Annotated in this window: 20 protein-coding genes, 1 pseudogene and 2 riboswitches; of the genes and pseudogenes, 6 read left to right on the top strand and 15 right to left on the bottom strand. The window is 38.3% G+C overall.

What is annotated here, in order from left to right:
- Positions 1–3: 3 nt before the first annotated feature.
- The 7 genes and pseudogenes from F4694_RS16660 to F4694_RS16630 all read right to left on the bottom strand — a co-directional run bounded on the left by F4694_RS16660 (position 4) and on the right by F4694_RS16630 (position 6,567).
- Positions 4–1,065 (bottom strand): FecCD family ABC transporter permease, encoded by a 1,062-nt coding sequence (locus tag F4694_RS16660; RefSeq protein ID WP_179599975.1) that lies wholly within the window; start codon positions 1,063–1,065, stop codon positions 4–6.
- The gene (locus F4694_RS16655) at positions 1,031–1,993 is read right to left on the bottom strand and encodes an ABC transporter substrate-binding protein (protein WP_179599972.1); all 963 of its coding nucleotides are present in this window, start codon (positions 1,991–1,993) and stop codon (positions 1,031–1,033) included. The genes F4694_RS16660 and F4694_RS16655 overlap by 35 nt, the downstream gene beginning before the upstream one ends.
- 166 nt (positions 1,994–2,159) lie before the next feature.
- Positions 2,160–2,348: riboswitch (cobalamin riboswitch) on the bottom strand.
- A 75-nt stretch (positions 2,349–2,423) separates the two neighbouring features.
- Positions 2,424–2,891 (bottom strand): 6,7-dimethyl-8-ribityllumazine synthase, encoded by a 468-nt coding sequence (ribH, locus tag F4694_RS16650; RefSeq protein ID WP_179599970.1) that lies wholly within the window; start codon positions 2,889–2,891, stop codon positions 2,424–2,426.
- Positions 2,892–2,920: 29 nt separating this feature from the next.
- Entirely contained in the window at positions 2,921–4,036 is a 1,116-nt protein-coding gene (ribB, locus tag F4694_RS16645; RefSeq protein WP_179599968.1) for a 3,4-dihydroxy-2-butanone-4-phosphate synthase, read from the bottom strand.
- A 24-nt stretch (positions 4,037–4,060) separates the two neighbouring features.
- On the bottom strand, positions 4,061–4,720 hold the full coding sequence (ribE, locus tag F4694_RS16640; RefSeq protein ID WP_179599966.1) for a riboflavin synthase: 660 nt from the start codon (positions 4,718–4,720) through the stop codon (positions 4,061–4,063).
- 176 nt (positions 4,721–4,896) lie between these two features.
- Positions 4,897–5,041, bottom strand: a riboswitch (FMN riboswitch).
- Between the two features lie 91 nt (positions 5,042–5,132).
- Positions 5,133–5,603: a GyrI-like domain-containing protein gene (locus F4694_RS16635; RefSeq protein WP_179599964.1), complete on the bottom strand. Its 471-nt coding sequence runs from the start codon at positions 5,601–5,603 to the stop codon at positions 5,133–5,135.
- Between the two features lie 116 nt (positions 5,604–5,719).
- Positions 5,720–6,567: pseudogene (locus tag F4694_RS16630) on the bottom strand (SDR family oxidoreductase).
- A gap of 202 nt (positions 6,568–6,769) precedes the next feature.
- Between F4694_RS16630 and F4694_RS16625 the strand changes: the two are divergent.
- On the top strand, positions 6,770–6,973 hold the full coding sequence (locus F4694_RS16625; RefSeq protein ID WP_179599962.1) for a hypothetical protein: 204 nt from the start codon (positions 6,770–6,772) through the stop codon (positions 6,971–6,973).
- The gene (locus F4694_RS16620; protein WP_179599960.1) at positions 6,973–7,179 is read left to right on the top strand and encodes a YwbE family protein; all 207 of its coding nucleotides are present in this window, start codon (positions 6,973–6,975) and stop codon (positions 7,177–7,179) included. The genes F4694_RS16625 and F4694_RS16620 overlap by 1 nt, the downstream gene beginning before the upstream one ends.
- A 504-nt stretch (positions 7,180–7,683) precedes the next feature.
- On the opposite strand, the gene F4694_RS16615 is transcribed toward F4694_RS16620, so the two are convergent.
- The 4 genes from F4694_RS16615 to F4694_RS16600 all read right to left on the bottom strand — a co-directional run bounded on the left by F4694_RS16615 (position 7,684) and on the right by F4694_RS16600 (position 11,070).
- On the bottom strand, positions 7,684–7,884 hold the full coding sequence (locus tag F4694_RS16615; RefSeq protein WP_045515670.1) for a cold-shock protein: 201 nt from the start codon (positions 7,882–7,884) through the stop codon (positions 7,684–7,686).
- A 193-nt stretch (positions 7,885–8,077) separates the two neighbouring features.
- On the bottom strand, positions 8,078–8,827 hold the full coding sequence (locus F4694_RS16610) for a Cof-type HAD-IIB family hydrolase (RefSeq protein ID WP_179599958.1): 750 nt from the start codon (positions 8,825–8,827) through the stop codon (positions 8,078–8,080).
- Between the two features lie 112 nt (positions 8,828–8,939).
- Positions 8,940–10,655, bottom strand: a complete 1,716-nt coding sequence (locus F4694_RS16605) for an ABC transporter ATP-binding protein (RefSeq protein WP_179599956.1) — start codon at positions 10,653–10,655, stop codon at positions 8,940–8,942.
- A gap of 109 nt (positions 10,656–10,764) precedes the next feature.
- Complete coding sequence (locus F4694_RS16600) at positions 10,765–11,070, bottom strand: iron-sulfur cluster assembly accessory protein (protein ID WP_179599954.1); 306 nt, start codon at positions 11,068–11,070, stop codon at positions 10,765–10,767.
- Between the two features lie 311 nt (positions 11,071–11,381).
- Between F4694_RS16600 and qoxA the strand changes: the two genes are divergently transcribed.
- Genes qoxA through qoxD form a run of 4 tightly spaced genes read left to right on the top strand, consistent with a single transcriptional unit; the run spans position 11,382 to position 15,166 of the window.
- Positions 11,382–12,299, top strand: a complete 918-nt coding sequence (qoxA, locus tag F4694_RS16595; protein ID WP_179599952.1) for a cytochrome aa3 quinol oxidase subunit II — start codon at positions 11,382–11,384, stop codon at positions 12,297–12,299.
- A 40-nt stretch (positions 12,300–12,339) separates the two neighbouring features.
- The gene (gene qoxB / locus F4694_RS16590; RefSeq protein ID WP_179599950.1) at positions 12,340–14,283 is read left to right on the top strand and encodes a cytochrome aa3 quinol oxidase subunit I; all 1,944 of its coding nucleotides are present in this window, start codon (positions 12,340–12,342) and stop codon (positions 14,281–14,283) included.
- 3 nt (positions 14,284–14,286) lie between these two features.
- Positions 14,287–14,883, top strand: coding sequence for a cytochrome aa3 quinol oxidase subunit III (qoxC, locus tag F4694_RS16585; protein ID WP_179599948.1), 597 nt, complete (start codon positions 14,287–14,289; stop codon positions 14,881–14,883).
- Position 14,884: 1 nt separating this feature from the next.
- On the top strand, positions 14,885–15,166 hold the full coding sequence (qoxD, locus tag F4694_RS16580; RefSeq protein ID WP_179599946.1) for a cytochrome aa3 quinol oxidase subunit IV: 282 nt from the start codon (positions 14,885–14,887) through the stop codon (positions 15,164–15,166).
- A 16-nt stretch (positions 15,167–15,182) separates the two neighbouring features.
- On the opposite strand, the gene F4694_RS16575 is transcribed toward qoxD, so the two are convergent.
- From F4694_RS16575 to F4694_RS16560, 4 genes are all read right to left on the bottom strand, one after another.
- Complete coding sequence (locus tag F4694_RS16575; protein ID WP_179599944.1) at positions 15,183–15,446, bottom strand: hypothetical protein; 264 nt, start codon at positions 15,444–15,446, stop codon at positions 15,183–15,185.
- Between the two features lie 135 nt (positions 15,447–15,581).
- Complete coding sequence (locus F4694_RS16570) at positions 15,582–16,901, bottom strand: hemolysin family protein (RefSeq protein WP_179599942.1); 1,320 nt, start codon at positions 16,899–16,901, stop codon at positions 15,582–15,584.
- A gap of 164 nt (positions 16,902–17,065) precedes the next feature.
- On the bottom strand, positions 17,066–17,854 hold the full coding sequence (locus tag F4694_RS16565; protein ID WP_179599939.1) for a TerC family protein: 789 nt from the start codon (positions 17,852–17,854) through the stop codon (positions 17,066–17,068).
- 297 nt (positions 17,855–18,151) lie between these two features.
- Positions 18,152–19,681 (bottom strand): carboxypeptidase M32, encoded by a 1,530-nt coding sequence (locus F4694_RS16560; protein ID WP_218895701.1) that lies wholly within the window; start codon positions 19,679–19,681, stop codon positions 18,152–18,154.
- Between the last annotated feature and the right edge of the window lie 191 nt (positions 19,682–19,872).

Genomic DNA, 19,872 nt, shown 5'->3' with positions numbered 1-19,872 from the left:
CCTTTATCCACTTCTTTCCATTCTTCTTCTCTGTAATAGAATTAATGCAAATACCGGGGCACCGATTAATGCAGTTATGACTCCAATCGGTAACTCAGTTGGAGAAATAATCGTTCTTGAGATTAAATCTGCTAAAATTAAAAATCCACTTCCAGTAAGGATCGATAGTGGGAGCAGGTGCCTATGGTCTGGTCCCCATAATAATCTTGAAAGGTGCGGTATAACCAGCCCAACAAAACCAATCGTTCCTGAAACGGCAACGGCCGCACCAGTTAAAATTGATCCTGCAGTTAAGATGATTAGTTTTCTTTTTTGAACGTTTACCCCTAAATGGTGGGCACGTTCTTCGCCAAAGGACATGGCATTTAATTCTTTGGCATTCAAAATAAGTATGATGGAACCTAGTATAAAGAAAGGTAAAATAATTCTTATGTATTCCCAGCCTCTCATTGATACACTTCCCAACAGCCAGCCAATAATTTGTCTAAGCTCATCGCCAGTTAAAGCAATCATGAGTGAAATGAATGCACCGAGAAAAGAACTAAAAATGATTCCCGTTAAAATTATCGTCTCCACTCTCATGGAGCGTTCAATTTTTCGGGCGAATGCCAGCACGAAGAAAATCGTAGCCCAAGAAAACAAAATGCTAAGTAATGGAAGGGTAAAGCTGCCGATGACGGGGATTGATAATTGGAAAAATAAAGTGAGTACTGCCCCAACAGATGCACCGGATGATACGCCTAACGTATATGGATCTGATAAAGGATTCCTTAATAATCCTTGAAAGGCTGCACCTGCAATCGCAAGAGAAGCACCTACTATACCAGCCAATATAACCCGCGGAAGCCGGATATTTAAAACGATACTCGAAAACATGGGGTCAATTTGATCCATTGAAATAGATCCAAAGAGCTTCGAAATTATAATTTCAATAATGGTAAAGATAGGAACCGAAACGGTTCCTATCGAAATTCCTACTAACACTGAAAAGAGAAGGAAACTTCCCGCAAGTAAGTAGGCTGCTATTTTATTATTTAAAAACTTCTGGATAGACAGCCTTTGCAAGATCCTCTACTCCTTCAACAATCCTTGGGCCAGAGCGGGTCACACGATCAGAATCCACATCGATGACTTGCTTATTCTTAATGGCATTGACATTTTCCCAGCCTTGTCTTGATAACACTTGTTCAACAGCATTATCTGTATAAAAACCATATGTAGTAATGATTACATCGGGATTTCGTTTAATCATCTCTTCTTGATCGATCTTAATCCAGCCTTCTTGGTCACTTGCAATATTTTCAGCATTGATCACACTAATCATATCATCCATAAATGTGTTTTTTCCTGTTGTGAACACTTCAGGAGCAGGAGATACCTCTACAAATACTTTTTTCTTTTCTTTAATTTCTCCAGCCTTGGCTTTAATTTCTGCTAGTTTATCCTGCATACTCTTAATTAGTTCTTCAGCCTTCTTGTTTTCACCTGTGGCCTTTCCTATCATCGCAATCGAATCATAAACCTGCTCAAAATTTTGGGCATCATTTATAACTAAAACTGTCAGCCCAGCATCCCTTAATTGCTGCAGGCCTTCTGTCCCATTCATGGCAGAAGCATGTGCTAACACTAAATTTGGCTGCAATGATATGATTTTTTCGATATTAATTTCCATCCCGCCGATTTTCTCTTTTTCTGCTGCTTCATCAGGATAATTATCATAATCAGATACACCTACAATTTGTTCCCCTAGTCCGAGTGCAAAAGCAATCTCTGTATTACTAGGAATCAATGAAACGATTTTCTCTGGCTTTTCCTTAATCGTAACATCATTGTCTAATGCGTCTTTAATGGTTACAGGATATGCCGTTTCCTCGCCTTTTTGCTCTGTGCTGCTGTTTCCTTCATCCTTTACCGTTTCTTTTTGTTCCCCACATGCTGCAAGCGCACCTATTGTTAACAAAAGAATTAATAATAACGCTGATAATTTTTTCATTTTTCTTCCCCCTATGACTTGCGCCAAAATACATCACAAAAAACTGCACCCTCTAAAAAAATTCAAACAAAAAAACATCTCCACGTAATGTAGAGATGTTGGTTTGATTAAATGCCATTAATAAATGACTCTAGTCGTCCACACCTCCCTATCCTCGTAGGTTCTTTTGGGGCACTAGAATAAGGCAGGTTTCCTGGCTCATGGTCATCGCTTTCTGCGTCTTCCCATCGATTTGACAGTGACATTTTGCAGGTTGCTCCCATATACAGTGGCGGGACCGCGTTGGATTTTAACCAACTTCCCTTTTAAGCTAAAAACCATTAAGATCTTCAGCACCTTTTCTTCAATAATTTTTTTATGATAGATTTATTATATAGTAAATAAAAATGAAAGCTATATTTTTAAGCAAATTTCACCAAAAAACTTTATATTATTCGAAAGTTCGCAATAAGTTTGCCATCTCAATAGCACCCGTTGCAACATCCCAGCCTTTATTTCCAGCCTTTGTTCCTGCACGCTCAATTGCCTGCTCAATTGATTCTGTTGTTAATACTCCAAAAATAACCGGAATGCCGCTATCTAGATTAATTCTTGAAACACCCTTCGCCACTTCATTACATACATAGTCGAAATGTGGTGTAGACCCGCGAATTACGGTTCCAAGTGTAATAACAGCATCATATTTTTTACTAATTGCCATTTTTTGAGCCACTAACGGAATTTCAAATGCACCTGGGACCCAAGCAATATCAACATCTTCTTCGCTTACACCATGTCTTTTAAGGGCATCCTGTGCACCGCTCAATAATTTACTGGTAATAAACTCGTTAAAACGTCCTACCACGATTCCTATCTTTAAACCTGAGCCTACTAAATTACCTTCATAAATATGTCCCATTTTAATACCTCCAAATGATTGTGTAGTTTTTATTTTACCTTTTCTTCGTTGATCTCCATTTGCAAAGGAACGGTTTCAACGACCTCAAGATCAAATCCCTTAATTCCTTTTATTTTTCGCGGGTTATTGGTTAACAATTTCATTTTGCTAATCCCTAAATCCTTTAAAATCTGAGCACCAATACCAAATTCACGCAAATCAGATTCAATACTGTTGTGTCCATCCTCTTGCTGCTCGTGTGCCCGCAATTTATTGACTAAACCACTGCTCTGACGCATATAAAGGAGAACTCCGTTTCCTGCTCTTTCAATTTGACTTAATGCCGCATGGAGCTGAGACCTGCATTCACAGCGATAAGAACCGAAAACATCACCGGTTAAACATTCGGAATGAACACGAACAAGAATAGGATCCTCAGGATTAATTTCCCCTTTAATTAACGCTAAATGTTCTTTCCCATCGATGACGTTTGAGTATCCTGCAGCCTTAAATTCACCAAATTCCGTAGGCAAATTGATTTCAACTTCACGTTTGACCAGCTTGTCTTTTTTGTTGCGATACTCAATTAAATCTTTAATGGTAATCATCTTAACGTCAAGTTCATCAGCAATTTTTCGCAGCTGGGGAACACGTGCCATCGTTCCATCCTCATTCATAATTTCACAGATGACTCCAGCAGGTTTAGAGCCGCATAGTCTTGCTAAATCCACTGCCGCTTCGGTGTGTCCAGTTCTCCGTAGTACTCCTCCTTTTTTGGCAATCAAAGGGAAAATATGCCCTGGACGCTTAAAATCAGAAGGCTTTGATTCTGGATCGAGCATACTGAGTACCGTTGCAGAGCGCTCGAATGCAGATATCCCTGTCGTTGTAAATTTATGGTCAATACTGACGGTAAATGCCGTACCATGTGAATCCGTATTATTTACGACCATTGGAAAAAGTTCTAATTTCAGTGCTAATTCCTCGTCAATCGGAACACAGATTAAGCCTCTGCCATGTGTAGCCATTAAGTTGATAACCTCAGGCGTGGTTTTTTCTGCTAAGGAGACAAAGTCACCTTCGTTTTCTCGATCCTCGTCATCACAAACAATGATAACTTTTCCGTTTTGTAAATCAATCAGAGCTTCTTCAATTTTATCAAACACGTGTCATCTCTCCTTTCTATGTAATTAAGCAAATCCATGCTCTTCTAAAAAACTCGTACTAATACCGGATGAACTTTTTTTGTTACCAGTATTTTGTCCTCTCGTTAAAAAATGCCCCACATACTTACCAATCATGTCGCATTCTAGATTGACAATATCCCCGGACTCCTTAAGACCAATAATACTTTCAGATAATGTATGGGGAATGAGTGATAAAGTAAATGTTTCGTCAGTGACTCCAAATACTGTCAGGCTTGTCCCGTCTACGGCAATCGAACCTCTTTCAATGACATACCTTAATATTTCCGGCGAGGTCTCAATTTCGAAATAAACCGCGTTTTCTACCTGTTTTTTACTTTTAATTACCCCAGTACCATCAATATGCCCTGAAACGAAATGACCTCCAAATCGACCTCCTGCTGCCATGGCTCTTTCGAGATTCACTTTCACGCCACGTTTCAAAGATTGTAAACTTGATGCTTTCACGGTTTCAGGCATTACATCTACCGTAAACTGGCTGCTAGTAAAGCTAGTAACAGTAAGACAAACACCGTTTACCGAGATACTGTCGCCAAGATGGACATCCTTGAGAATTGTTTTTGCGTCAATTGTCAAAACAAAAGATTCTCCGCTTCGCTTGATATTCGCTACTACTCCTAATTCTTCAATAATGCCGGTAAACATAGCTTTTGTTCTCCCTCCCTATCTTTTGCAAGTTCATGCAATTTTTTTCCTCACTTACGATCATAAAAGAAGAAAAAAGGACCCTGAAGATATGAAACTCTTCAGGGTCCTTGGAAAAGGCAATTAGAAAATAGGGCTTAAAAAAGGGTAGACTGCTCCCTTGGTTAAACCGGATTTTTTTCCTTCTCCCATCCAGACTTTAACTGTCGGCTCTGGAGTTTCACCAGATCCACCGCTTAACGATTGTTAAACGGGTCACGGACTAAGAAGCTATGCTTCATCACCGCCGGTTAGGAATTTCACCTGACCCCGAAGGAATTATTCAACTATATGATTAGTACTAGTATACCTTATAGTTGTGAGAATTGCTAAAAAAAGAAAAAGAAGTCGAAATCTACTCCTTCACATCATACTAATATTCGCTTCCATACGTTTTTACAGGCAGATAAAGTTCAAATTGAATATTTCCATCGTTATCAAGATCTTTTTGTTTAAACACTTCTAAACTCAGGGCATTGTTATCCAAATCATAACCATACTCCTGCATCCAAACTAATGTCTGCCGATATGTATTTTCTACTTCTTCCAGACTCCCTTTATGCGAAGTACAAACATAATTTTTACGAGGAATTGTGAACCCTACCATACCCTCTGGGACATTTTCCAGCTTTTCCACAGGTGTTGTTACATAATAGGTCAATTCGGTTTCTCTGCTATGAAAGGGAGCAATTAAGATTGAAGTATTCGTTTGATTAGATACCTCATCAATCCGCTCTTTCATCACATCAAAAAATTCTGGAATGGTATTCAATTGTGAATAGGTGCCGCTCCAGGAAATTCCAACTACCTTCATTTCTTCTTTTTCAAGCACTTGGATGTCCAAACATATCCCTCCTCTAAGGTTGTTTATTTATCTATTATTCTCACTGTATCCTTGAAATTCCTTCCTAAAATCGACAACTTCATGAATACTTTACAAAGGACGCTGCTTTACTAATACTATTTTTTGAACAGTTTACTTATGATGATTTTTTCCCATATTCTCCATGGTAATAAATTCTTCACTAATATAGTAGCCTTAACTCCGCGACCAATTGGGTACCTAATGTCAGGTGTATCCATTGATGTAATCTGTGCTATTTTTTTTGCTACATCCAGCGGGTCTCCGAAGCTATTTTCTCCATTTGCAATATATCTTTCTATGCTTTCCATATATTCTTGATACGGAGAATCTGACTCCAAAGATTTAACTGCAACCTGTTTACCACTTGACCAAATATTCGTTTTGTAGGACCCAGGTTCAATTAAAATCACCTTTACCCCAAATGGCTGCATTTCTAAACGAAGGCTTTCACTCCAACCCTCAAGGGCATATTTTGACGCAATATACGGTGACAGTCCGGGGAATGCAACCTTACCGCTTATACTGCTAACATTTATAATACATCCATGCTATTTTTCCTCATCACAGGTAAAAAGGCCTTGGTGACGGCTATAACCCCAAAAACATTTGTTTCAAATTGTCTTCGGTATTCATCCATTGAAATTTCTTCAACGAAGCCAGCACCGGCATAACCAGCATTATTAATCAAAACATCCACTTTTCCAAACTCATCGAGTACTCGCGTTCGGAACGCGAGGACAGAGTTTTCATCCGTAACATCTAATTCAAAAACAATAATTCGGGATTGTACCCCATGCTTTCTTGCCTCTTCCAACAGGCCGCTACTTTTATGTCTGTTCCTCATAGCACCAATAACGGTAAAACCCTTTCGTGCTAATTCAATAGAGGTACTCAATCCAAATCCACTTGATGTACCGGTCACTATAGCTGTTTTGTGATTCATGTAATAATCTCCCTTTCACTTCTGCAAGAGTTAGTTTAATATGGGAATTCTACATGTGCAATTTTTAACCAATTTGTACTTTTCTTAAAAAGAATATTCTGTGAATTAAACCTCTAGTATCTATCCGGATTAGATTGTTAATTTAAGTGTAAATAGATTATACTGAGGATATGAAAGTACATTTTTTCAGGAGGATTTCCTAATGTCAGAAAACAATCAAACAAACCAAAATGAAGAACCAAAAAAGAAAATGAGTTTACAGGAAGCGATGAAGCAGCAGCTAGCAAATAAAAAGAACAAAGCTGCAGCAGCGAATAACACCCAGGGTGGTCTTCAAAATGGCCAAAAAATGAAAAGCCAGCAGACCAAAAAAGTGAGTAACACACGCAGGAAAATGGGTGTTTAATGAACGGTCAAAATAGAAAAGACATCACTGCCGGTACAGAGGTTAAAATTGTACTCAAGGCTGATCAAAGAACCGGAAAACTCACAAGTGGTGTCGTGAAGGATATATTAACAAACTCGAAGAACCATCCTCATGGGATAAAGGTAAGGTTAATGGATGGTCAAGTTGGCAGAGTGCAGGAAATAGTGAATTCAAAATCTACCTAACGGTAATATGAACTACCCTTAGGTATGAATTTCGTGAATTAACCCTATACTATAAATAACCATTTTACTTATCACATATTGAACCTCCACTTTTCGTGGAGGTTTTTTTATCTAGGGAGTTTACTGGCTACTAGATGAATGACCTTTCTGTCTTCTTTTTGCCGTTCACAGGCTCTCATTTCCTTTATGAGTGACCGTTCTGTCTTCTTTTTGCCGTCCTCGGGCTCTCATCGCCTTTATGAGTGACCTTTCTGTCTTCTTTTTGCCGTCCTCGGGCTCTCATCACCTTTATGAGTGACCGTTCTGTCTTCTTTTTGCCGTCCACGGGCTCTCATCGCCTTTATGAGTGACCGCTCTCTCTCCTTTTTACAGTTCTCGGGCTCTCATGGTTTTCATGAGTGACCTCTTTCTCTTCGTTTTAGGTTTTCCGGCTCTCATTACCGACTTTTACAGAAAAATAAAAAACAGACTCCCAATTGGAGTCTGTTTGATTTAGAAGGTTTATTACGCTTTACGAACGTTAACCGCTTGTGGACCACGTTGTCCATTTTCGATTTCAAACGTTACTTCTTGACCTTCATCTAGCGTTTTGTAGCCTTCGCCTTGGATTGCTGAGAAGTGTACGAATACGTCATCTCCACCGTCACGCTCGATAAATCCAAAGCCTTTTTCACCGTTAAACCATTTTACTTTACCATGTTCCATTTTTGTAGCTCCTCCTAGCATGTAACAATTACATGAAATTGCAATATAGTCTTGCCCGATTATTATACCCAAGAGAAAATCATTTTAAACAAAATCCTCTTGTATAGAAAGTATTTCCCATTCAAATGGAATTTATTTTTAAAAAAAGAAATATCTTTTCCGTATATTGTCACTGCTTTCGTAACAGATATCCCTAAAGTACCCATTTACGAATAGCCACAGCTACACCATCTTCATTATTGTTAGCCGTAATCCAGTCAGCAGCCTTTTTTACTGTTTCCTGAGCATTTCCCATAGCCACACCTAATCCGGCTGCATTAATCATCGCTAAATCGTTTAGGCTGTCACCTACTGCCATAACATTTTTCATATCAATTCCGAGGCGTTCACATACAAGTGAAAGACCCTTCGCTTTATTAATTCCTACTGGATTTACCTCAATATTGGTTGGAGTTGAGTTACTTAATTCAAATTCCCCTCTTGCCTCCAATTCTTTTTGAATCATATCTCTTGTTGGTACATCCTTTATATTAAAACCGAATTTCAACCATTCCTCAGCGTGAATATCGTCCGGCATTTCATCAAAATAGTTTCGATTGGTGCTGATGGCCCAATATCGAATTTTATGCTTTTGAGTTAACTCCAGCATCCACTGTATCGACTCCGAAGTTACAAGATTTCTTTCTACTAATCCTCTTTGATCATCATAAATTTCACTGCCATTCACCGTTACTAAATATGAAGTTAACGCTAGTGAATCAGCATGCTTTTGGCAGTTTCTTAGTGAACGCCCCGTGCTTAGGACTACAAATACGCCTTTTTCCTGTGCTTCTTTTATCGCTTTTCGATTTTCCTCCGAGACCTCATGCTCATCGTTTAGCAGAGTTCCATCCATATCAAGTGCAATCAGTTTAATTTCAACATCACTTTTGAAATTCTCCATATGTATTTCAACTCCTTTCAACAATTCTTCTTTAGAGTAACATCAATTGTAGTGATCTCAAAATCAGAGTATATAAAAATATCCCTGCGACTATAACAGGGATACTTCCTTTCTACTGCTGATATTGTACCCGGTGAAGGCTTGCAAAAATACCGCCATGTTCGATTAACTCGTCATGACCGCCTTCCTCAGCAATTCCATCTTCGGTTACGACAATGATCCGGTCAGCATTCCGAATGGTAGCAAGCCTATGTGCGATAATCAAGGTTGTTCGGTTTTTAGCCAACTCGTTCAAAGCTTCTTGAATGACCATTTCTGTTTCGGTATCAAGTGCAGATGTCGCTTCATCTAAAATTAATATCGGTGGATTTTTCAAAAACATCCTTGCAATCGCAAGTCTTTGTTTTTGACCGCCTGAAAGCTTTAATCCACGTTCTCCAATTTCAGTTTCGTAACCATCAGGCAATGATTGAATAAATTTCTCAAGATGAGCGCTCTTCGCTGCTTTTACAATTTCCTCATCGGTAGCATTTCGCTTTCCGTATGTAATATTCTCTCTAATGGTCCCAGTAAAAAGAAAGACATCTTGTTGAACAATACCTATTTGAGAGCGCAGTGATTTTTTAGTGATATTACGAATATCGAATCCATCAATTGTTATGCAGCCATTGCTGACATTATAAAACCTAGGAATTAAGGAACAAATGGTTGTTTTACCTGCCCCAGATGGTCCGACAAACGCGATCGTTTCGCCTGCACGAATGTCCAAGTTAATATCTTCAAGTACTGATTTTTGCTGGTCATAACTAAAGGAAACATCTTTAAAGACAATATCACCGCTTAGTGAAGCGACTTCGATAGCATCATCCGTATCCTTTACTTCTGGCTCAGAGTCTATAATTTCCATAAAACGTTTAAATCCAGCCATACCTTTAGGATACAATTCCATAATCGCGCTAATTTTATCAATTGGTTTAAACAGAACATTTACATAAAGGACAAATCCTACGAGCTCCCCATAAGAAAGCTGCCCTGTAAAACTTAGCCATGCTCCATACACTAGAACAATAATTGTAATAAGTCTTGTCATCATATAAATACCAGATAAACTGAAAGACATCACACGATATCCAACTAGTTTTGCATTTCTATATTTATGGTTATTTTTCCGAAATCTCGCAATCTCAAAATCTTCATTTGTAAATGATTGAACAACACGGCTCCCTGAAACACTATCTTCCACTCGAGCATTTACATCTGCAATGCTTGTGTACATTTGACTCCAGGCCTTATTCATCTTTAGATTGCAGACTACAACTAATAATGCCAATAACGGTAAAATTAAAACAGCAACTAGCGCTAGTTTCACATTGATCGTCAGCATAATCCAAAATGCACCGATAAAAGTCATCACTGCAATAAATACATCTTCAGGTCCATGGTGAGCAAGTTCACCAAGGTCAAAAAGATCATTTGTAATCCTGCTCATAATATGCCCGGTCTTCGTATTATCGAAAAAGCGAAAGGACTGTTTTTGCACGTGTTCAAAAAGCTCTTGTCTCATATCTGTTTCAATATTGATACCAAGTTTATGCCCCCAGTAATTCACCACAAATTGTAATAAGGTACTTAAAACATAAACTGTAAACAGTCCAAGACTTACGAGCACGATTGCTTGCCAGTCGCCGCTTGGCAATAGCTTATCTATAAACCACGATACCGCGATTGGAAAAGCTAATTCTAAAACAGCAACCACAACTGCGCTGCTAAAATCAAGAAGGAAAAGCTTTTTATGAGGTTTATAATAGGAAAAGAAACGTCGAATCATCGCAGATCTCCTTTTTAGTTAAGTACTTGGATTATATGAAAATATTTTGAAAATTACAATCAAAAAACCACCTGAAAACCTTCAGGTGGAAGTCTTTATTTTTTATTTATTAATGATGGTGGTGATGACCGCCCTTTGTTGGGTTGGTAATCAGCCATTCTTCTTTTGGGACATGAAACAGTTGAATCCATACTCCATCTAGATATTCCTCACGAGCATCAAGAATGATATCAATGTCCTTATCAGTTTTTACCACTTCATCATGTTCTGTTGGAGTATCTAGCATTAAATCATAATGAGCATGGTCGCCATGCATATTGGTTACATACACACGGAACATTTTCCCTTCTGCTTCTGGACCTTCCAACATTTTCTTCAATGCCTTCGCTGCATGGCGATTAATTTTGACTTTCATGTTTGTCTCTCCTATTCCATTAGTATACATATTCATTATCCCATTATTATGCAAAAATAGACAATTATTTTAGTATTTCAACTTCCACTCCGATTTTCATTGGAATTTAAAACCTTAACAAATTTGTCACAAATTCTTCAAAAAACGTATATAAACATCACACCTTTGTTGTTAATATTGTGGTACGGGATAATAACACTAATTATATAGTTATTATTAGGAAGTAATTATTTTAGATAAATCTCCAAATAAGTTTGTGAATGAATTCACGAATAACCACAGTGATTATCAATGAGAGGAGTTATAAAAACATGCACAAAAAGGGTATTAAAGTGGCTTTATTTTCAGTGTTTTTAACAATCATCACCTTATTAGCTGGATGTGAGCCATTACTAGTCTTGGATCCTAAAGGTCCTCAAGCAAAAAGACAGGCAAGTGACATCCTATTATCGATAGGAGTAATGTCTGTCATTGTCTTGGTCGTTTTTGCATTGTTAGTCTACATGTTAGTAAAATATCGCGCTTCTAAACAAAGAGCAGACTATGAACCACCTCATATTGAAGGAAACCTTTGGGTTGAGGTCGTTATGGTTGGAATTCCTGTATTAATCGTTGCCTTCCTATCTTATGTATCCGTCCAAAGTAACTATATTGTTGAGGCAAAACCAAAAGGATACGAAGATAAGGAACCATTAGTCGTTTATGCTTCATCTTCAAACTGGAAGTGGCACTTTAGTTACCCAGAAGAAGGCATTGAAACAGTAAATTACTTATATATCCCAACAGACCGACCACTGGAATTTAAACTGTATTCATACGGACCAATTACCAGTTTTTGGATTCCTCAACTTGGGGGACAAAAATATGCAATGGGTGACCATGTAACAACTTTACACTTAGCTGCAGATGTCCCTGGTGAATTTATGGGGCGAAACGCAAACTTCTCGGGTAAAGGATTTGCTGAAAATACCTTTAATGTAACTGCTATGTCCCAAGAGGATTTTGACGACTGGGTAAAAGAAGTGAAGGAAACTGCTAAGCCGATTACAGAGAAAAAATTTGAAGAATTATTAGAACCAGGTCATCTTGGGCAGCAAACATACACTGGGACTCACCTAGAATTTTCACCGCCGCCAGCTGGTCATGATCATAGTGAAGAAGCTTCAGAAACACCTGAAACAGAGACTCACACAGAATCCCATACCGGACATGAAGGTATGAGTCATTAATAATAAAAAAGTAATCTTCCCTTGAAAGGAGATATAATAAATGGATTTCTTTGATCGATTTGCCGTTCCACATCCAAGTCTTGCGATTTATGCCTCAATGGCGGCAATTGGACTGACCATCATCGCAGTAATTGCCGGATTAACTTATTTTAAAAAATGGGGCTACCTATGGCGTGAGTGGTTAACAACTGTTGACCACAAACGAATTGGTATTATGTATCTACTTTCTGCCCTCCTCATGCTATTCCGAGGCGGAGTTGACGCTATCATGATGCGTGCTCAGCTGGCAGTACCAGAAAACACGCTCCTTGACGCACAGCATTATAATGAAATTTTCACAACACATGGGATTGTTATGATCCTGTTTATGGCAATGCCATTCATAATGTTCTTTATGAACTTTGTTGTTCCATTACAAATTGGAGCTCGTGACGTAGCATTCCCACGCTTGAACGCATTAAGCTTCTGGCTATTCTTTATGGGTGCGATGTTATTCAACATTTCATTCGTTGTCGGCGGTTCACCTGATGCAGGCTGGACATCTTATTTCCCGCTTGCAGGTACCGAATTTAGTGAATCTGTTGGTAACAATTATTATATGATTGCGATTCAAATCGCAGGTATTGGTACATTAATGACAGGTATCAACTTTATTACTACTATTCTCAAAATGAGAGCACCTGGTATGACATTAATGAAAATGCCAATGTTTACTTGGTCTGCTTTAATCGCGAACGTGATCATCGTTTTCGCATTCCCTGTTTTAGCTGTGTTACTAGCTATGGGAACGCTGGATCGTCAATTTGGAACAAATTTCTTCACCATGGATAATGGCGGTATGGATATGCTTTGGGCCAACATTTTCTGGGTTTGGGGACACCCTGAAGTATATATCTTAATATTGCCGGCATTTGGTATTTACAGTGAAGTTATCTCAACCTTTGCTCGTCGTAACCTATATGGCTATAAATCTATGGTAGGATCGATGGTTATTATCTCCCTTCTATCCTTCTTAGTATGGGCTCACCATTTCTTCACCATGGGTCAAGGCGCTTTTACAAATAGTATCTTCTCGATTACAACTATGGCGATTGCCGTACCGACGGGAGTCAAGATCTTCAACTGGCTTCTAACGCTGAGAAAAGGAAAAATTGTTTTTACTACGCCAATGCTTTATAGCATGCTATTCATTCCGCTGTTTACACTTGGCGGAGTTACCGGGGTAATGCTTGCGATGTCTGCAGCGGACTATCAATATCATAATACGATGTTCTTAGTTGCTCACTTCCATAACGTTATTATTCCTGGTGTTGTCTATGCAATGCTTGCAGGGCTTCATTATTATTGGCCAAAAATGTTTGGCTTTATGTTAAATGAGAAAATTGGTAAATGGACAGCATGGCTACTTTCAATCGGCTTCATCTTAGCCTTCATGCCTATGTATGTTTCCGGCTTAGATGGTCAGGCACGCCGTATGTACACATACTCTGAAGCTGCTGGATTTGGCTTAATGAATATGATTTCCTTCGTCGGAGCAGCAATCATGGCGATTGGTTTTGTATTAATCGTCTACAATATTTACTATAGTACTCGATATGAATCAAGAGATATCAGTAATGATCCTTGGGATGCTCGTACGTTAGAGTGGTCCACACATACACCAGTACCAGAATACAATTTTGCGATTTTACCAGATGTACGCTCTAATGAAGCATTATGGGACGCAAAAAAGAATGGGCATGTATTATTTAAAGGCGAATACCAAAAAATCCACATGCCAAATAATAGCGGTATCCCGTTCATCATGAGCTGTATCTTCTTTGTTTGGGGATTTTCCTTTGTTTTCAGCTTGTGGATTCCTGTAATCCTTACAACCATTGGAATTTTTGTTTGTATGGCTCTACGTTCATTTGAACAAGACCATGGCCGCTATATTTCAGTTAAAGAAATTGAAGAAACAGAAACAAATTTGCGAGGTGCTTAAAAAATGAAAATAGATAACTCGCTTCCATTAGAATACAGTACCGAAGAAAACAGTTTAAAAATCTTAGGATTTTGGATCTTCCTTGGTGCCGAAATTATGCTTTTCGCTACCCTTTTCGCCACCTATTTCACGTTAGAGAATAGAACTGGCAGCGGTCCAACTGGAGCAGAGATATTCCAAATCACCCCTGTTCTATTCGAAACAATCATACTTTTAACGAGTAGTTTTACTGTTGGACTTGGTATTCATGCGATGCGTATTGGAAAACAAAAAGCGATGGTTACCTTCTTTTCCATCACACTTCTTCTCGGTCTAGCATTTTTAGGAGTGGAAATATTTGAGTTTGTTACGTATGTACATGAAGGTGCTGGTATACAAACTAGCGCATTTACAAGTGCACTCTTAACAACCCTTGGAACACATGGAGCACACGTTACACTTGGATTTTTCTGGGGATTGTTCATTATCCTTCAGATCAAAAAACGTGGATTAACCCCACAAACAACCAATAAAGCATTCATCTTTTCGCTTTATTGGCATTTCCTAGATGTCGTTTGGATTTTCATCTTCAGCTTCATCTATTTGAAAGGAATGATGTAATATGAGCCAATTATTTCCGATGAAACAAGTACTTGGTTTTGTATTCTCGTTACTCCTGACAACCGTTGCATTAGCGGTTTACTTCCTTGATATGTCCTTTGCTGCAGGCATGACAATCCTTCTTGTCACAGCATTTATTCAAGCGGGACTTCAGTTAGTTGTCTTTATGCACGCCGGAGAAACAAAAGATAAAAGTGCAATTTATACAAATGTATTCTACGGTCTGATCATTGCACTCGTTACAGTATTCGGAACCTTACTCGCGATGGTTTGGGATATGTAAATAAAGAAAGGAGTACCTATTGAATAGGTGCTCCTTTTTTTGATTTCAATGGAACCACTTTCGTTCCGATATATGATTTTTCTAACATCTCATCTGTTACGACTAAAAACACGCCAATCAGAAAAATAAAAACTGCACCAACGGATGTTCCAATACCGACTGGAACCAAAATGCTGAAACCGTTTACAATTAAACCTGCCATAAAAGTTAAAATTCCAAGTGTTAGAACAATCAGCCCAACATAGGTTACCGCATTCAGTAATCTCTCTCTTCCCTTCATAACAACATATCCCCTTTCTATATATTATTAATTATTGCTCGTGTTCACAAAATTGTCAAACTTTTTTTGATAAATCGTTCACCCATTCTTGACAAATTAAAACAAGCAATTCCTAAATCAGGCGGAATTGCTTGTTTATGTTTTTTCTTCTGCAGTAAATACTTTTTTTGCTTCTATTAATAGAATATGATGTCCTTGAATTTCTTTTACAGTGAAAATAATTCCTTCTTCCTCGATCTGGTCGCCCTTTTTTGCATCAAAGTTACGAGTCAGGAACCAACCGCCAATCGTATCTACTTCCTCAGCAGATAAATTTGTACCCAAAACATCATTTACTTCTCCCACTAATACTTTGGCATTAAACAGGTAGTGGTCAGGGTTAATTTTTCGAATTTCAGCAACTTCATCTGTGTCGTACTCATCACGGATTTCGCCGACAATTTCCTCTAAAATATCCTCAACGGTTACTAATCCAGAAGTCCCTCCATATTCATCAAGAAGAATGGCCATGTGAGATCGTTCCTTTTGCATTTTCACCAGCAAGTCGTGAATTGGAATGGATTCAATAACACGAATAACGGGTCTCAACATTGACTGCAAGGTGGTATCCTTTAGGATTTCTTCCCTCCTAATTTCCTCCGTTAAAATTTCTTTTATATTTATAAGACCTAATATATTGTCCTTATCACCATCGACCACAACGGGGTAACGTGTATATTTTTCTCTTTTTATAACCTCCCTGACTGTTTCAAAACTGTCATTCATATTTAAGGTAACCATTTCCGTTCTTGGAACCATAATCTCTTTTGCAATTCTTTCATCAAATTCAAAAATATTGTTCACGTACTCCAGTTCGCTTTTATTGATTTCTCCACTTTCATAGCTTTCTGACAATAGAATTCGCAGTTCTTCCTCAGACAATCCCAATTCATTTTCTGAAACAGATTTGAATCCAAACCATCCTACTATTACCCGTGCAGAATGATTTAATATCCAAATAAAGGGGTACATAATTTTATAAAACCAAATCAATGGTTTGGAGGTCGCAAGAGTAATTTCCTCTGCTTTTTGTATGGCAACAGTTTTGGGAGCGAGCTCGCCAATCACCACGTGTAAAAACGTAACGGACGCAAATGCCAAACCAAACGATAGAACATGGGATATCGCCTCATTTAACTCCATCCGTTTAAATAGCGGGAACAATAGGCTTTCAACCGTTGGTTCACCCAGCCAGCCAAGACCTAAAGCGGTAACCGTTATTCCAAGCTGACAGGCTGATAAGTATTCATCGAGGTGGGTTGTCACATGTTTAGCCGCTTCTGCCCCTTTTTTACCTTCTGCGATTAATTGTTCAATTCTGGATCCCCGTACCTTCACGATTGCAAATTCAGTCGCCACGAAGTATCCAGTTAACGCAATTAATAAAGCAATTAATAGAAGATTTATAATTGTCAATGGCTCACCTTACATGATGTAAGGCTTACACCTCCATAAAAATATATGTATACATTATTCATACCCATAATCAGTATTTTTTACTGAAAAAAAAGCTGCAATCGATTTGAATGCAGCTTCCTTTCGAATCTTATTCTTTTAAGTTTTCCTCTATCGCGAGTAAATTATGAGGCTTTTGTATCTAATTTTGCCTTCTCTGCGACTTGATCCTTTGAAAAGAACCAGCCAGCTGCTGCAATTCCCACTAACACGGCATAAAACGTTAATTTCCATTCTGTAGAATGGGCGAATTCTTCACTTAAAACTGCAAGTGATGGATGCGAAAGTGTGTAAACTGCTAGCTTAACACCTACCCAGCCAACGATACCAAATGCCGCTATTTCAAGACCAGGTCTTCTCTCTAATAGCTTTACAAATTGATTTGCTGCAAATCGCATAATTACAAGACCAATGATTCCACCGGCAAAAATAACTAAGAATTTACCACCGTCCAAACCGCCAATGTTAGGAAGCGGCGTGTCTGGAAGTACGACTGCGAGTGCAACCGCCGCTAAGATGGAGTCCACCGCAAAGGCAATATCTGCTAATTCAACCTTAAAAACAGTTAACCAAAATCCACTTTTCTTAACAGCCTTTTCTCCTTGGGTACCCTCCGATTTTCCTTTGACAGCGATTTTTCGGATAATATGATTAACTGCCATAAACAAAAGATAAAGTGCACCGATTGCTTGAACCTGCCATACATCGACGAGAAAAGAAATAATAAACAATGAAGCAAATCGAAACACGAACGCTCCCGCTAACCCATAAAATAATGCTTTCTTCCGATCTTCTTCCGGTAAATGCTTTACCATGATGGCAAGCACCAAGGCATTGTCTGCTGCTAATAATCCTTCCAGTGCCACTAACACCAATAACACCCATCCATATTCCAGCAATAGAGAAAAGTCCATCAATAAGTCCTCCTGTAAAGTAAGTTTTTTTCTAAAATATCCCTCTTGCTGCAATAAAAAAGCCTTTACCAAGGAAAAAGTTGAACTTTTTCCAACGGTAAAGGCCTCAATAAACACAAAAAGACCTTTACCGTTTTGCAGTAAAGGTCTTGCTAACAACATCACGTTGCCAATAAAGCCGGAGAAATTACTTCTCGGAATGACGACTTTATTGTCCAGCTACTCCCCTTTAAAAGGAAATATTTTATTACTAATACTATATGATAAATCCACTATAGAGTCAATACCAAATTTTTTCTACAACCCATAAACCTCGGAATATTTCTTCTCAAGGTACTCAACAAGGTAATTGGCGTTTAACTGTTCACCTGTTATTTTAATAATTAACTCATTAGGCGTATACAGTTTTCCATATTGATGGATATTTTCACGCAGCCATTCCTGAATAACCTCGAAACGGCCATTTTCAATATGGGCATAGAAATCTGGGATCTCCTTTTGTATGGTACGAAGGATTTGAGCGGCATAGAGATTTCCTAATGAATAGGATGGGAAATAACCAAACCCGCCAAACGACCAATGCACATCCTGAAGTACGCCCTCACTATCAGTAGGTGGTGTAATTCCAAGGTAGTCCTGCATTTTTTGATTCCATACTGCAGGTAAATCCTTCACTTCGATTACACCGCCAATTAACGCTTTTTCAATTTCATATCGAAGCATAATGTGAAGATTATACGTTAATTCATCCGCTTCGACACGAATAAAGGATGGCTTTACACTATTAACTGCTTTGTAAAAATCATCAACTGAAACATTTTTAAGCTGTGCTGGAAAATATTTAACCAGATGAGGGTAAAAATAATACCAAAATTCATTACTGCGTCCAACCATATTTTCTAAAAATCTTGATTGCGATTCATGGATACCAAATGAAGCGCCGCTTTGAAGGACGCTTTCTTCATACTCTGGATTTACATGCTGCTCATATATACCGTGGCCTGCTTCATGAATCGTACCAAAAAGTGCAGAACGGACATTTTTTTCTACATAGCGGGTAGTTAAACGAACATCGCCAATCGTAACCGTTTGTGCAAATGGATGAACGGTTTCATCAAGACGGCCTGCTTCCATATCAAAACCAATAATAGGTAAAATAAAACGATTAAATTCTTTCTGTTTATCAATCTCAAATGCCTGTTCGAACACTTCCTCAGGTGTAGTTTTTCCTGACTTTTTAATCCGGTCTAAAAGATTTACACTTGATTCTCTAAGTTTCGCGAATAAAGGATCTAACCTTTTTACTGTTAAACCTGGTTCAAATTCATCTAATAAAGCGTCATATGGATGATCTTCATAGCCGTATATTTCAGCAAACTTTCTCTTGTAATCTACGATTTTTTCTAAATACGGAAGGAAAATAGCAAACTCATTTTTCTCTCTAGCTTCTTCCCATGCGTTATTTGCCTGGGCCGTTAAAATAGAATACTCCTGAAAAAGGTCAGCTGGAATACTTTTTGATTTTTGATAAAACTCATTGTACTCTCTTACCTTTGCTTTTGTCACTTGATCCAATACTTCTGAGTTTTCTGCTGAAGTTAAAACTGCCAGCAAGTCTCCCATTTCCTCCGATACCTGGAGCTTAAACACTTCCGTCCTTAATGTTCCAGTTGCTTTGGCAAACACATTTCTGCCTTTTTTCGGTGCCATCACTTTTGAGTCCCAATCAGTCAGACCAATGATACTTGAAAAATGAGTGATTTTCTGATCTAAAGCATGAAATTTTTCTAAAGCAGCCTGTAACGATTGATCCACTACTTTTTCCAATATGTAACCTCCTAAAATTCTCTATTTGTGAGGATTGCCATATCATTATAAATGATGTTTTCGAAAATGGCTAAAATTTCAAGTCCTCTAACAAATGGTAACATCTAAATAGAACACGAAAAATTTACGCAAAGGTTACAATTGAAGAGGAAATCCTTTACATTTTTTCAAATGTAAACGTAAAATAAATA

The sequence above is a fragment of the Neobacillus driksii genome, from assembly GCF_013409995.1.
GTDB lineage: Bacteria > Bacillota > Bacilli > Bacillales > Cytobacillaceae > Neobacillus > Neobacillus driksii.
Note: the sequence above shows the minus strand (reverse complement) of the source record. Positions and strands in the feature narration are given on the sequence as shown.

Excerpts from the sequence above, each read along its gene's own strand:
- ribH (WP_179599970.1), bottom strand. The coding sequence starts at position 2,891 with ATGGGACATATTTATGAAGGTAATTTAGTAGGCTCAGGTTTAAAGATA.
- F4694_RS16600 (WP_179599954.1), bottom strand. The coding sequence starts at position 11,070 with ATGAAAGTCAAAATTAATCGCCATGCAGCGAAGGCATTGAAGAAAATG.
- F4694_RS16625 (WP_179599962.1), top strand. The coding sequence starts at position 6,770 with ATGTCAGAAAACAATCAAACAAACCAAAATGAAGAACCAAAAAAGAAA.
- ribE (WP_179599966.1), bottom strand. The coding sequence starts at position 4,720 with ATGTTTACCGGCATTATTGAAGAATTAGGAGTAGTAGCGAATATCAAG.
- qoxA (WP_179599952.1), top strand. The coding sequence starts at position 11,382 with ATGCACAAAAAGGGTATTAAAGTGGCTTTATTTTCAGTGTTTTTAACA.
- F4694_RS16655 (WP_179599972.1), bottom strand. The coding sequence starts at position 1,993 with ATGAAAAAATTATCAGCGTTATTATTAATTCTTTTGTTAACAATAGGT.
- F4694_RS16615 (WP_045515670.1), bottom strand. The coding sequence starts at position 7,884 with ATGGAACATGGTAAAGTAAAATGGTTTAACGGTGAAAAAGGCTTTGGA.
- F4694_RS16620 (WP_179599960.1), top strand. The coding sequence starts at position 6,973 with ATGAACGGTCAAAATAGAAAAGACATCACTGCCGGTACAGAGGTTAAA.
- F4694_RS16610 (WP_179599958.1), bottom strand. The coding sequence starts at position 8,827 with ATGGAGAATTTCAAAAGTGATGTTGAAATTAAACTGATTGCACTTGAT.
- qoxB (WP_179599950.1), top strand. The coding sequence starts at position 12,340 with ATGGATTTCTTTGATCGATTTGCCGTTCCACATCCAAGTCTTGCGATT.
- F4694_RS16605 (WP_179599956.1), bottom strand. The coding sequence starts at position 10,655 with ATGATTCGACGTTTCTTTTCCTATTATAAACCTCATAAAAAGCTTTTC.
- F4694_RS16575 (WP_179599944.1), bottom strand. The coding sequence starts at position 15,446 with ATGAAGGGAAGAGAGAGATTACTGAATGCGGTAACCTATGTTGGGCTG.
- qoxC (WP_179599948.1), top strand. The coding sequence starts at position 14,287 with ATGAAAATAGATAACTCGCTTCCATTAGAATACAGTACCGAAGAAAAC.
- F4694_RS16565 (WP_179599939.1), bottom strand. The coding sequence starts at position 17,854 with ATGGACTTTTCTCTATTGCTGGAATATGGATGGGTGTTATTGGTGTTA.
- qoxD (WP_179599946.1), top strand. The coding sequence starts at position 14,885 with ATGAGCCAATTATTTCCGATGAAACAAGTACTTGGTTTTGTATTCTCG.